Annotated in this window: 10 protein-coding genes; 9 read left to right on the forward strand and 1 reads right to left on the reverse strand. The window is 46.3% G+C overall.

Annotation, left to right across the window (positions count from 1 at the left end):
- The 9 genes from BLW49_RS13660 to BLW49_RS13700 all read left to right on the forward strand — a co-directional run bounded on the left by BLW49_RS13660 (position 1) and on the right by BLW49_RS13700 (position 12,323).
- Positions 1 to 1,605 carry a UDP-glucose--hexose-1-phosphate uridylyltransferase gene (locus tag BLW49_RS13660; RefSeq protein ID WP_256209775.1) on the forward strand — a complete coding sequence of 535 codons (1,605 nt, stop codon included), beginning with the start codon at positions 1 to 3 and terminating at the stop codon, positions 1,603 to 1,605.
- Between the two features lie 163 nt (positions 1,606 to 1,768).
- On the forward strand, positions 1,769 to 2,932 hold the full coding sequence (locus tag BLW49_RS13665; RefSeq protein WP_076313446.1) for an iron-containing alcohol dehydrogenase: 1,164 nt from the start codon (positions 1,769 to 1,771) through the stop codon (positions 2,930 to 2,932).
- Positions 2,933 to 3,838: 906 nt separating this feature from the next.
- Positions 3,839 to 4,360, forward strand: coding sequence for an NfeD family membrane protein (locus BLW49_RS13670; RefSeq protein ID WP_076313445.1), 522 nt, complete (start codon positions 3,839 to 3,841; stop codon positions 4,358 to 4,360).
- Positions 4,361 to 4,405: 45 nt separating this feature from the next.
- Positions 4,406 to 5,935 carry a flotillin family protein gene (locus BLW49_RS13675; protein WP_076313565.1) on the forward strand — a complete coding sequence of 510 codons (1,530 nt, stop codon included), beginning with the start codon at positions 4,406 to 4,408 and terminating at the stop codon, positions 5,933 to 5,935.
- Positions 5,936 to 6,059: 124 nt separating this feature from the next.
- On the forward strand, positions 6,060 to 6,908 hold the full coding sequence (gene glcT, locus BLW49_RS13680; protein ID WP_076313444.1) for a glucose PTS transporter transcription antiterminator GlcT: 849 nt from the start codon (positions 6,060 to 6,062) through the stop codon (positions 6,906 to 6,908).
- A 328-nt stretch (positions 6,909 to 7,236) separates the two neighbouring features.
- Positions 7,237 to 9,282: a glucose-specific PTS transporter subunit IIBC gene (gene ptsG / locus BLW49_RS13685; RefSeq protein ID WP_076313443.1), complete on the forward strand. Its 2,046-nt coding sequence runs from the start codon at positions 7,237 to 7,239 to the stop codon at positions 9,280 to 9,282.
- Positions 9,283 to 9,498: 216 nt separating this feature from the next.
- The gene (locus tag BLW49_RS13690; protein WP_076313442.1) at positions 9,499 to 9,774 is read left to right on the forward strand and encodes an HPr family phosphocarrier protein; all 276 of its coding nucleotides are present in this window, start codon (positions 9,499 to 9,501) and stop codon (positions 9,772 to 9,774) included.
- Complete coding sequence (gene ptsP / locus BLW49_RS13695) at positions 9,767 to 11,479, forward strand: phosphoenolpyruvate--protein phosphotransferase (RefSeq protein WP_090725145.1); 1,713 nt, start codon at positions 9,767 to 9,769, stop codon at positions 11,477 to 11,479. The genes BLW49_RS13690 and ptsP overlap by 8 nt, the downstream gene beginning before the upstream one ends.
- Before the next feature lie 313 nt (positions 11,480 to 11,792).
- Positions 11,793 to 12,323: a GNAT family N-acetyltransferase gene (locus BLW49_RS13700; RefSeq protein ID WP_090725147.1), complete on the forward strand. Its 531-nt coding sequence runs from the start codon at positions 11,793 to 11,795 to the stop codon at positions 12,321 to 12,323.
- 132 nt (positions 12,324 to 12,455) lie between these two features.
- Here BLW49_RS13700 and gcvPB read toward each other — a convergent pair whose 3' ends face one another.
- On the reverse strand, positions 12,456 to 13,940 hold the full coding sequence (gene gcvPB, locus BLW49_RS13705) for an aminomethyl-transferring glycine dehydrogenase subunit GcvPB (RefSeq protein WP_090725500.1): 1,485 nt from the start codon (positions 13,938 to 13,940) through the stop codon (positions 12,456 to 12,458).
- Positions 13,941 to 13,982 lie beyond the last annotated feature (42 nt).

Here is a 13,982-nt window from a genome sequence, read left to right on the forward strand (position 1 = left end):
ATGAACGTGAATACGAATGCAGGAGAGAAACAGAATAAGCAGTCATCCGCTGCACAGGAAGCGCTTCATGCCATTGAACGATTGGTATTGTTTGCAGCAAGACGTCGTCTGATCGAGGATGCGGATTATGACTATAGCCGTAACCAGCTGCTCAGTCTGTTTGATCTTGACGAGCCCTATGCAGGTACGTTGGATGAATCTGAGCTGTCTGGACCACAGCCGCTGATTGATGTGCTGATTGATTACGGTTATGAGATCGGGCTTATTCCGGAGAACACGGATACTTATCGGGATTTGCTGGATGCGAAGATCATGGGACTGGTGATGGCTCGTCCTTCCGAAGTGATTCGGGAGTTCCGTGAGATTCAAGCAGAGAAGGGAATAGAGGCCGCAACGAGCCGGTTCTATGAACTGTCCATCGATTCCAACTATATTCGAATGGATCGCATCTCGAAGAACGTGTATTGGAAGCAGCCTACGGAATATGGGGATATCGAGATTACGATTAACCTGTCCAAGCCGGAAAAAAGTCCAAAAGAAATTGCGATGGCTAAGCTGCTTCCGCCGCCTGTTTATCCTAAATGTCAGCTCTGCCGTGAGAATGTAGGTTACAGAGGCCGGATTAATCACCCGGCACGTCAGAACCTGAGAACCATTCCGCTTACGCTGAATGATGAGAAGTGGTTATTCCAATACTCTCCTTATGTTTACTATAACGAGCACTGTATCGTGTTCCATCATGACCATGTGCCAATGAAGCTGACAAAGGATACGCTGCGCCGCCTGCTTGGATTTGTGGATCAATATCCTCACTATTTCATCGGTTCTAATGCAGATCTTCCCATCGTGGGCGGAAGCATATTAACGCATGATCATTTCCAAGGTGGAAGACATACATTTGCGATTCAAAACGCGGTACAGGAGGCTGTATTCCATAATGATGCGGCTCCAGGCGTTTCACTCAGTCTTGTAAAATGGCCGATGTCTGTGCTGAGACTCTCATCCAAGGATCAAGCGGTCTTACTTGAAGCGGCAAATGATATTTATGAGGCATGGAAGGTATACAGTGATCCAGAAGTAGATATTCTGTCACATACAGAGCAGGATGGACAGAAAATACCTCACAATACCGTAACACCGATTGTGCGGCGTGCGGCAGACGGGGGATATGAGATGGACCTCGTTCTCCGCAATAACCGTACAAGTGAAGAGTATCCGGAGGGAATTTTCCATCCTCATCGCCAAATGCACCATCTGAAGAAAGAAAATATCGGTCTGATCGAAGTCATGGGCCTCGCGATTCTGCCTGGACGACTAAAAGAAGAATTGGATCTTATCGCTAATATTTTGACAGGTGATGATGAGCTTCTAAAATCAGCTGTCGGCGATGAAGCTTCAGACCTTCACAAGCATACAGAATGGATCCACGCACTGATTGAGAAGTACGGTGCTGCGCTGTCTAAGGAAGCAGCTGTGGCCCGGGTGCAAGAAGAGGCGGGCAATAAATTCGCTCAAATTCTCGAGCACGCCGGTGTTTACAAACGAGATGAAGCTGGTAAAAAAGCATTCCGTCGCTTTGTACAGCATCTGGGTTACACGGAATAACGGAATAGAACATTATTTTTAATTGCTATGTAAGCCTGTCCCTTGATTAGGGGTGGGCTTTGTTTTTTTAGGAACGATGCGGAAGTTTGTTTTTTGGAAACAAATGATCCTATAATAAGAAGTGTATCACTATCAAAATGTATGCTTGGAGGCGAATCTTACAATGAGAGCTTTTCAATTTCATAATCCTACACGCCTGATTTTTGGTAAAGGTCAGCTTGCAGCTCTAAAAACCGAAGTCCCTAAATACGGGAACAAAGTGCTGCTTGTTTACGGCGGTGGCAGTATAAAACGCAATGGTCTCTATGACCAAGTTATTCAGCTGTTGTCTGAAATCGGAGCTGAGGTTCATGAACTGGCTGGTGTTGAGCCTAATCCGCGTCTGTCTACCGTACATGCAGGAGCAGACCTTTGCAAAGAACACGACATTGATCTGATTCTGGCTGTTGGCGGCGGCAGTGTAATTGACTGTGCCAAAGCCATTGCCGTCGGTGCCAAATATGATGGCAGCATGTGGGACTTTGCAGAGCGTAAGGCGAAGCCGGAAGCCGCATTGCCGCTGGCTACAGTGCTGACGATGGCCGCAACAGGTTCAGAGATGAACAGCGGCTCGGTTATTACGAATCAAGAAACGCAGGAGAAGCTGGGCTGGGGAAGTCCGCTAGTATTCCCTGCCTTTTCAATTCTTGATCCGGTACATACCTTCTCCGTACCTCAAGATCAAACGGTGTATGGCATGGTAGATATGATGTCCCATACATTGGAGCATTACTTCCATCTGGATACGAATACTCCAGTACAATTGGGCTTTTGTGAAACAATCCTTCGTACAGTGATCGAGACGGCTCCTAAGTTAATTAACGAGCTAGAGAATTATGAGCTGCGTGAAACCATTCTGTACTGTGGTACGATGGCGCTGAACAATATACTGAGCATGGGACTTGCAGGCGATTGGGCTACGCACAATATTGAGCACGCCGTGTCTGCCGTTTATGACATTCCGCATGGCGGAGGGCTTGCGATCCTGTTCCCGAATTGGATGAAGCATAACCTGCATGTGGATGTATCCCGATTTAAGCGTCTTGCAATTAATGTGTTTGATGTGAATCCGGAAGGCAAGAGCGATGAGCAGATTGCACTTGAAGGAATCGATGCACTGAGCTCATTCTGGACAAGCATCGGCGCACCAAACCGTCTGGCAGACTATGATATTGACGCGAGTCAAATTGATGTGATGGCGGATAAAGCGATGCGTTTTGGACCGTTTGGTAATTTCAACAAATTACAGCGCGAGGATGTAGTAGAAATTTATAAAGCATCCTTGTAAAAAAACATAACCAACAGCCCTTTGCTCTTGTTTAATATTGCAAAGGGCTGTTTGGCATGCAATAAGAAAATGTTCTGAGGAACAATCCGTCAACCGTAGCGACAATCCCATGTCCACTCCTTTCGCTTTACCCTCCCCTCCAGGGAGGTAATTGAGCTGGGTCCAGATATTTAAAGAGAGCATGGGTAAGCGAAGGAGGACGGAATTGTTACAGAAGAAGCGAAGCGTTCGCTTTTTGTCTTTGGATTTCTAACCGTTGAATGTTTGATAAGATCAAGAGAATCCAAAGGCAATTTGCGATCTGAGGAACAATCCGTCAACCGTAGCGACAATCCCATGTCCACTCCTTTCGCTTTACCCTCCCCTCCAGGGAGGTAATTGAGCTGGGTCCAGATATTTAAAGAGAGCATGGGTAAGCGAAGGAGGACGGAATTGTTACAGAAGAAGCGAAGCGTTCGCTTTTTGTCTTTGGATTTCTAACCGTTGAATGTTTGATAAGATCAAGAGAATCCAAAGGCAATTTGCGATCTGAGGAACAATCCGTCAACCGCAGCTATTGATCCTGTGCTCACTCCTACCGCTTTACCCTCCGTCCAGGGAGGTAATTGAGCTGGGTCCAGATATTTAAAGAGAGCATGGGTAAGCGAAGGAGGACGGAATTGTTACAGAAGAAGCGAAGCGTTCGCTTTTTGTCTTTGGACTTCTAACCTTTGAATGTTTGATAAGATCAAGAGAATCCAAAGGCAATTTGCGATCTGAGGAACAATCCGTCAACCGCAGCTATTGATCCTATGCTCACTTTCCTTATCCACACCTCAATTAGCTCCCTCTTCATAATTTTGAAACATTTACCTAATACATACGTATATATTGACATGTGCATCTAAGATCTGAGGGAGGTGAACTATGGAGACGTTATACTGGGCTTGCCTGATTGGGGGCGCCATATTTGCACTTGTTAGCGTCTTGTTCGGAGATCTGTTTGATGGTTTGCTTGAGGGATCATTTGAACTGGCAGGGGTAGAATTTTTGAATTCCACAGTCATTGCGAGTGCCATCACTACCTTTGGGGGAGCAGGTATTTTGCTGATGAAGTATACCGAGCTGAATACAGCAGGACATGTGCTGCTATCCCTGTTGTTCGGCATACTTGGAGCGTTGACTGTGTTTTTTGCTTACATAAGGCCTGCACGAAACAGCGAGGTGTCGACCGGTTTTTCCATGCGAGAGCTTGCTGGAAAGATTGGCGAGATCACCGTTCCCGTTCCAGAGAAGGGATATGGCGAAGTGATGATTAAGCTCGTAAGTGGAAATACCCTTCATACAGCCTCCAGCTTCGAAGCCAAACCGATTATGGCAGGTACCAGAGTCGTGGTTGTGGAGGTTGCGGATGGCGTGCTTCGTGTAGCGGAGCTAGACAGTCTGTAGTAAAAACCCATTATACTTAGAGGAGAGATGAGAATGCCAGATTTCATGCAAGAATCTTTACTTATTCCCGCAATTGTAGTGGTTGTTATCTTAATCCTGGGGATTGCCTTCTGGGCGAGATACAAGACCGTAGGTCCAGACGAAGCGATGATCGTAACCGGGTCTTTTCTTGGAAGGAAAAATATATCCAGTGATGAATCAGGAAGGGAAATAAAGATTGTTCGTGGTGGGGGTACTTTTATATGGCCGGTATTCCAGCAGTCGGAGTTCATATCGCTACTATCTCATAAGCTCGATGTAACAACCCCTGAAGTGTATACGGAGCAAGGAGTACCGGTTATTGCAGATGGTGTAGCCATCATCAAGGTCGGCAGCTCCATCGAAGATGTGGCTACAGCGGCAGAACAATTTATTGGTAAACCAATTGAAGCTCTAAAAAGCGAAGCACAGGAAGTGCTCGAAGGGCATCTGCGTGCGATTCTCGGCTCAATGACGGTCGAGGAAGTGTACCGTAACCGGGATCGATTTGCTCAAGAGGTTCAAGGCGTGGCGGCAAGAGATTTGAAGAAGATGGGCTTGACCATCGTTTCTTTTACAATCAAAGACGTACGCGACAAGCACGGATATCTTGATGCACTCGGTAAGCCCCGAATTGCCATGGTGAAACGGGATGCTGAGATTGCAGAGGCAGAAGCTGTTCGAGATGCGAGAATCCAGAAAGCGAATGCAGAGGAACAAGGGCAGAAGGCGGAGCTGCTGCGGGATACGAATATCGCAGAAGCAGCTAAAGAAAAAGAGCTGAAGGTCGCATCCTTTAAGAAAGAGCAAGATACTGCCAAAGCCGAAGCTGACCAAGCGTATCACATTCAGGAAGCCCGGGCGAGACAGACGATGGTTGAGGAGCAGATGAAGGTAGAGCTCGTGCGCAAAGAGCGCGAAATTGATCTTCAGGAAAAAGAAATTACAGTACGTGAGAAGCAATATGATGCAGAAGTGAAGAAAAAAGCCGAGGCAGATCGTTATGCGGTAGAGCAGGCGGCAGAAGCCGACAAGGCCAAAAGAATGCGGGAAGCAGATGCCGTGCAATATTCCATTGAAACACAAGCAAAGGCTACAGCTGAACAGAAGCGTCTTGAAGGTCAGGCCGTGGCAGATGCTGAGCGTGCAAAAGGTACAGCAGATGCAGAGGTGATCCGTCTGCGGGGTCTTGCAGAAGCGGAAGCGAAGGAGAAACTGGCAGAAGCATTCCAGAAGTTCGGCGAAGCGGCTGTCCTCGACATCATTGTAAAAATGCTGCCTGAGCTTGCCGAGCGTATCGCACAGCCAATTTCCTCCATCGACAAGCTTACTGTTGTAGATACAGGCAAGGGAGAAGGGGCTGCAAGAGTCAGCAATTACGTGACCGAGCTTATGTCAACAGCTCCTGAAATGCTGAAGAGTGTGTCAGGTATCGATGTTGAGCAGCTCATTCAAGGCTTTACCAAAAAGGCAATCCCAACCGCTCCTTCGGAGCCGGCAGCAATAGACCATTTGAAGATTCCGGCTGAAGTGGTTGCTACCAAAGAAACGATCTAGTCTAAGTACTTCCAACGGTTAAATATTGACCTTAGCCTCATAATTTGTTAACTTAAGCGTGGTGTATCTTATTGAGATACGACATGCCGAAATTACGAATTATGGGGCTAAAAGAGGTGCAAAAGTGAACCTGAAGGTAGCTAAAGTGTTGAATAACAATGTGATTATCGCGACCCACCCTGAACACGAAGAAGTAGTCATCATCAGCAAAGGGATTGGATTCAATCGCAAATCAGGTGATCAAATTCCTCTGCAGGCAGTAGAAAAAATGTTTATATTAACGAGACAGGAGGAGCAGGAGCAATACAAGCAGCTGGTTCCTCGTGTTAGTGAGAAGTTAATAGAAACGATTAACGATATTATTTTAAATATTACGAGTAAGAGTAACGTATCTCTCAACGAACATATCCATATTGCCCTAACTGATCATATTGCCTTTGCGATGAAGCGCAAAGAGCAAGGCATCGTATTGCATAATCCTTTTTTGTACGAGACAAAAGATATGTATCCCATGGAATATGAATTTGCTGAATATGCCATTGAGCTGATCGAGAAGCGCCTGGGAGTCGATCTTGGCAAAGAAGAGATTGGATTTGTAGCCCTTCACATCTACAGTGCGATGACGAATCAGAATATTTCACAGGTTCAAGAGCATTCGAAGCTCATCGCAGATTTGGTTGGTCTGGTTGAGGAGAAGCTAGATTATCGAATTCCTCGGGATTCTCTCGATTATTCCAGGCTCGTGACCCATCTTAGATTTGCGATTGAACGGATTAGACGGGGGGAAGAAGTAGCCGAAATTCATAAACTGGATTCGCTTCTTAATCAAGAATATCCGGAGATGTATTCGCTTGCTTGGAAGCTGACGAAGATTATGGAAAGAAGGATTAATCTTCCTGTGTATGCTGCCGAGGTGAGTTATTTAACAATGCATTTACAGCGGCTTTCCCAAAAAAAGGAGCAAAACGAATAAACTTCTAATCAATATATCGAGTCTCAATGTAATTTATATCTACATCTTGCGTTTTTTAGATTATTTTGAAATTAAAATAATTTTTTGATTGTAAAGGCTTGCATTCTTTTTTTTCTGGTGCTATGATGTTCACCGTAGTAAATAACAACCTAATATTTTTGACGTGTTACTGATTCGATCAGGCATGAGTTGATTAAAGTATGATTGGCAATGACCATTATTGGGCAATATAACCCACAGGTTGTTGCATACATGCTCTATAAGCTCATGCCTTTTTTGCGTTGTTCGAGATCAACTAACACATATATTCCTTGAAGGAGTGAAACACATGTTCAAAAAGCTTTTCGGCGTGTTGCAGCGTGTCGGTAAAGCAGTCATGCTTCCGGTTGCAATCTTGCCGGCGGCAGGTCTCCTGCTCGGGATCGGGAACCTTCTGGTTAACCCTGACTTCCTGCAGTATGTGCCTTTTCTAGAGGCTCACTGGATCCAAGTCATTGCTAATGTCATGATGAACTCGGGACAAATTGTCTTTGATAACCTGTCCTTGCTGTTCGCGGTCGGCGTAGCAATTGGTCTTGCCGGTGGAGACGGCGTTGCGGGTCTCGCCGCAATTATCGGTTACCTCGTTATGAACGTAACGATGGGTACCGTGATGGGCGTAAATGCAGGGAATATTTCTGAATTAGGAGCCGGTTATTCTAATGTGCTCGGTATCCCAACTTTGCAGACAGGCGTGTTCGGTGGTATCATAATCGGGGTCTTGGCTGCCTCAATGTACAATCGTTTCTTCAAAATCGAGCTTCCGTCTTACCTAGGCTTCTTTGCAGGTAAACGTTTTGTTCCGATTATCACCGCGGTAATGGCGCTCTTGATTGGTCTGCTGCTGACATTGATCTGGCCGCCAATTCAAGAAGCGATGAACTTCATCTCTCGAAGCATGATTGGTGAGAATGAAACACTAGCTGCATTTATCTTCGGTTTGATCGAACGCTCGCTTATCCCGTTTGGTTTACATCACATCTTCTACTCGCCGTTCTGGTTCGAGTTCGGAGAATATGTAAACCAAGCAGGTCAAGTCATCCGTGGTGACCAGAAGATATTCATGGCTCAGCTTCGTGATGGTGTAGAATTTACAGCAGGTACATTTACGACAGGTAAATATCCGTTCATGATGTTCGGTCTTCCGGCTGCAGCACTTGCGATCTACCACACAGCGAAGCCTGAGAACAAGAAAGTGGTCGGATCCTTGATGGTATCTGGTGCACTGACGGCGTTCCTGACAGGTATTACAGAGCCGCTTGAGTTCTCCTTCCTGTTCGTAGCTCCACTTCTGTTCGCAGTGCATGCGGTATTTGCAGGTTTGTCCTTTATGGTAATGCAGATCCTCGGCGTTAAGATCGGGATGACGTTCTCCGGCGGATTCATAGACTTTATGCTGTTCGGAGTATTGCCAAACCGTACGCCTTGGTGGCTGGTTATTGTCGTAGGTCTTGTATTTGCGGTGATCTACTACTTCGGTTTCCGTTTCGTTATTCAGAAATTCAATCTGAAAACACCGGGCCGTGAGGACAAAGTCATTGAAACGGGATCTAACAATACAGGATCGAAGGACGAGCTCCCGCATCACATCCTGAAAGCCTTTGGTGGCTCAGAGAACATCAAGCATTTGGATGCATGTATCACAAGACTTCGTATCGAGGTTAAAGATAAGGGCAACGTTGATAAAGGCCGTTTGAAAGACCTTGGTGCTTCTGGAGTACTTGAAGTTGGTAACAACGTACAAGCAATCTTCGGGACACGTTCCGATACGATCAAGTCCCAAATGAAGGACATCATTGAGGGGCGTACACCAGCTCCAGCAGCTGAGGAGCCTAAACCTGAAGAAGAACAGGCACAAGGTGAAGCAGGTGAAGCGATCATCAACGAGCAGATCGTTATGCCGGTCAACGGTGAGCTTCTCGATATTACGAAGGTTCCAGACCCTGTATTTTCAGAGAAAATGACAGGCGATGGATTCGCCATTCTACCGCATGATGGAACGATTGTATCCCCAGTGAACGGTAAAGTATTCAATGTATTCCCAAGCAAGCATGCGGTCGGCATTATGTCTGACGGCGGCAAGGAAGTACTCGTTCACATTGGTGTTAACACGGTGAAGCTGAAAGGCCAAGGCTTTAATGTTCTGGTTGCTGAAGGAGATCTCGTCTCTGCAGGTCAACCGATCATGGAAGTTGACGTGAATTATGTTAAGGAGCATGCTCCTTCCATTATTTCACCAATTATTTTCTCTAACCTGCCGGAAGGTTCCGCGGTTACGCTGAACAAATCCGGTGTACTGAAAGCAGGCGAAGAGGGAATCATAACAATTAAATAAGACGAGATTTTTACGTTTGAATGTATAGCACCGTAAAAGAGCTCATGCAAGGTCTAGTTCAAATTTAAGGTTTGGCTAGATCTTGCATCTCATTAAACAGCAGCATGATTCTGTGAAAAATCAGTCTATTGTGGTTCGATACTCCTGTGTAACAGGTAATATACGTATATGACGTAATCACAACCAACTAAAAATGACGAAAGTGGGATGAAAACTATGCAACAAACATTCAGAATTACTGACGAAGATGGAATCCATGCACGCCCTGCAACAGCACTTGTAAACACAGCGAACAAATTTAAAGGTGCTGAGTCTTTTGCAGAAGCGAAAGGCAAAAAAGTAACATTGAAATCCATTCTGGGTGTTCTCTCCCTTGGTCTTGAAAAAGGCGACACAATCAGCATCATCGTTGAAGGCGAAGGAGAAGCAGAAGCGATTCAAGCGCTGACAGACGTGATGGTTAACGAAGGGCTGGGCGAAGTTCATGCCTAATGTTTCCGGGATTGCTGCCTCGGCGGGTATTGCCATTGCCCGGGCGTTTATCTTGGAGCACCCTGATTACTCTGTAGAAAAACGCTCGATCACCGACGTTGATGCGGAGATTGCTAAACTGGAAGCGGCTTTGGAGAAATCCGAAGCCGAGCTCCAGGCAATCAAAGCACGTACTTTGCAAGAATTGGGTGAGAAAAAAGCAGAAATTTTTGAATCTCACTTGTTGATATTGAATGACCCAGAACTTATTGATCCTGTTAAATCGAAAATTTCGGATGAAAAAGTAAACGCTGAATTCGCTCTTGAAGAAACAGCTGCTACATTCATTCAAATGTTTGAAAATATGAAGAGCGCATATCTTCAAGAGCGTGCAGCTGACATGCGCGACGTTACAAAACGTGTGCTTGGTCACTTGCTTGGATTACAAGTGGTCAATCCGGCGGAGATCAGTGAAGAAGTGATCGTACTTGCTGAGGATTTGACTCCATCCGATACAGCACAGTTGAACCGTAAATACGTGCTTGGCTTTGCTACCAATATCGGTGGTCGTACTTCTCACTCCGCCATCATGGCCAGATCCCTCGAAATTCCTGCAGTCGTAGGAACGAAGGAAGTACTGACTCAAGCGAAGAATGGTGATCTGATCATCGTTGACGGCTTGGACGGACATGTACTGATTAATCCAGAGGATTCCGTTGTGGAAGAATATAAATCCAAGCAGGCTGCTTATGCGGCACAAGTTGCAGAATGGAGAAAACTGCGCGACGAGCCTACAGTTACGGTAGACGGCGTGCATGTTGAGCTTGCTGCAAACATCGGTACTCCTAATGATGTCGCGGGTGTGCTTGAGAACGGCGGAGAAGGCGTAGGTCTCTATCGTACAGAATTCCTGTACATGGGACGCGACAAGCTGCCATCTGAAGATGTACAGTACAACGCCTACAAAACCGTTCTTGAGAAAATGGAAGGAAAACCTGTTGTCGTGCGTACGCTCGACATTGGTGGAGACAAGGAGCTTCCTTATCTAGATCTTCCAAAAGAAATGAATCCATTCCTGGGCTTCCGTGCGGTTCGTCTATGCCTGGATCGTCAAGACATTTTCCGTACACAGCTTCGTGCCTTGCTTCGTGCGAGTGTACATGGCAACCTGCGTATTATGTTCCCGATGATTGCAACCCTAGGGGAATTCCGTGAAGCAAAAGCGATTCTTCTCGAAGAGAAGGAAAAGCTTGCAGCTGAAGGTATTCAAGTATCTGACAGCATTCAGCTCGGAATCATGGTTGAAATTCCTTCAACTGCGGTGCTTGCTGATCAATTTGCCAAGGAAGTGGACTTCTTCAGCATCGGTACAAACGATCTGATCCAGTACACAATGGCCGCTGACCGGATGAATGAACGCGTATCTTATCTGTACCAGCCGTATAATCCATCCATTCTTCGTTTGATCAAGATGGTCATTGATGCAGCGCATCGCGAAGGACGCTGGGTTGGCATGTGCGGAGAGATGGCGGGTGACTCTACCGCTATTCCGCTCCTTCTGGGTCTTGGCCTGGATGAATTCAGCATGAGCGCAACTTCTATTCTGCCTGCACGCAGTCAGCTGACCAAGCTGTCTCAAGCAGACATGAAAGAGCTTGCTGCAAAAGCACTGGATATGCAAACAGCTGAACAAGTGGTAGAGCTTGTTCAAAGCATCGAACAGTAATTTTTGTTTTTTTCGAAATTTTTAAAATCTCTATTTTTTAAATCAATTTCATAGATCATTAAGCTAAAGGTATTATGAAATTGATTTCTAATTCTTTATCTTTTCCAACACTTTCACGGTATTCGCTCCATGCGGATACCGTTTTTTTATCTAATATCATCCTTATAGCTTAATCCAGATCTACTGTGTCCATGCTCTAATTTGGTTTAAATCGATCTATACCTGGTGATCGCTCTGCTTCTAAAATAGAATGAAATGAAGGGTTTACATAATTTGTGAAATACATAGATATCACGATAATAAAGGAGATTCCATGTACAAAGATAAGGAAATTACAATCCGACCGATCGAACAGGGAGATTTGCCACGTTTATGGGAGTTGATCTATAAGGACGAGAATCCAGAGTGGAAGCAGTGGGATGCACCTTACTTTGCTCATCATACGAAGAGCTGGGAAGAGTTTGCTGAGATGCAGGATAGCTGGATTGCATGCGATCATCGCTGGGTCATCACGGCGCATGAAGAGATAAGCGGCTTGGTTTCCTACTATTATGAGGATGAGCAGAAGAATTGGCTGGAGATGGGGATTGTGCTGCATCAGCCAAACAGCTGGAACAAGTCGGTGGGAACCAGAGCATTAAGCTTATGGATCGATCATCTGTTTAATCATTTGCCTCTTGCTAGAGTGGGACTAACGACTTGGTCAGGGAACACCCGAATGATTCGGGTCGGAGAGAAGCTGGGGATGCAGATCGAAGGCCGTATCCGTAAGGTTAGATTCTATAATGGAAAGCACTATGATTCCATCCGGATGGGGATGCTGCGCGAAGAATGGGAGATATGAAGAAGGAGTCAGTGGAGGATATGAAAACTTGAGCAATTGAGTTAAGAGAAGGAATGAATAAACAAACCCCCAATACAGGATTGGAGGTTTGTTTGGTTTGTTGCTTTTCTCCTTAGAGTAATACATATCCAATTAGCTGCAAGCGCAGTTAAGGACAGGCTTACGTGCAGCAGTCGTTTCATCCAAACGAGTGACCGGTGTACCGTATGGAGCATTGAGCACGAGCTCCGGATTCTCTTCGGCTTCCTTGGCAATGCGGATCATGGTGTCGATGAAGCCGTCGAGTGTTTCTTTGCTTTCGGTTTCTGTCGGTTCAATCATGATGCATTCTTCCACGTTCAGCGGGAAGTAGATCGTTGGCGGATGATAGCCGAAATCGAGCAGGCGTTTGGCCACATCAAGTGTACGTACACCATACTGCTTCAACCCTTTGCCCGACATGACGAATTCATGCTTACACACGCCTGGATATGGAACTTCGTAATATGGCTCAAGACGTTTCATCATGTAGTTGGCATTCAGCACCGCATATTCGGAGACTTGGCGCAGTCCAACTGGACCATAGGTACGGATATAGGCATACGCACGGACAAGAATACCAAAGTTACCATAGTAAGCTTTAACACGGCCGATGGATTGTCCTTCTTCACGATCCAAGTAGAATGTTCCCTCTTCTGTACGTTTCACGTGTGGTTTCGGAAGGAACGGCACGAGCAGCTTCTTCACGCCGACCGGACCAGCACCCGGACCGCCGCCGCCATGGGGAGTACTCATCGTTTTATGCAGATTTAAGTGGACTACGTCAAAGCCCATATCCCCCGGACGAGCAATACCCATAATCGCGTTAGAGTTAGCTCCATCGTAATAGAGAAGACCGCCGGCATCATGCACGATCTTGGCAATTTCCACAATTTGTTTCTCGAACAGACCGAGTGTATTCGGGTTCGTCAGCATGAGTGCGGCTGTATCATTACCAACGGCTGCACGCAGCTCATCCAGATCGACCAGCCCCTCAGCAGTTGAAGGAATCGTCACCGTCTCGAAGCCTGCCACTGTCGCACTGGCCGGATTCGTACCATGGGAAGAGTCAGGCACGATGACCTTGGTACGAACTTCACCGCGGCTCTCATGATAGGCGCGAATCATCATCAGTCCTGTCCACTCACCATGCGCACCGGCTGCCGGCTGAAGCGTTACTTCGTCCATTCCAGTAAGACCTGCAAGGTCAGATTGCAGCTGATACAGCAGCTCTAGTGCACCCTGTACACTTTCTTCCGGCTGATAAGGATGAATCTTGGCAAATCCGGTATAACGGGCAACATCCTCGTTAATCTTCGGATTGTATTTCATCGTACAAGAGCCCAGCGGATAGAAGCCGTTATCTACACCAAAGTTGCGGCGGGACAAGCTTGTATAGTGGCGAACGACATCCACTTCATATACTTCTGGCAGTGCAGCTGCTTCCTTACGCAAAAATTCAGAAGGAATGAGCTCAGCCTGACTGACCTGAGGCACATCGAGCTCGGGCAAGGAGTATGCGACGCGACCTGGTTTGCTAAGTTCAAAAATCAGCTTCTGCTCAGGAGCTTCTGATCCAGCTGTTCTAGCAAAATCCAGTTCTGCTGTCTCGTTCTGAACCTGTGGTTTCTCTGCTTCAAT

The organism is Paenibacillus sp. PDC88 (assembly GCF_900106725.1).
GTDB classification, from domain to species: domain Bacteria; phylum Bacillota; class Bacilli; order Paenibacillales; family Paenibacillaceae; genus Paenibacillus; species Paenibacillus shunpengii.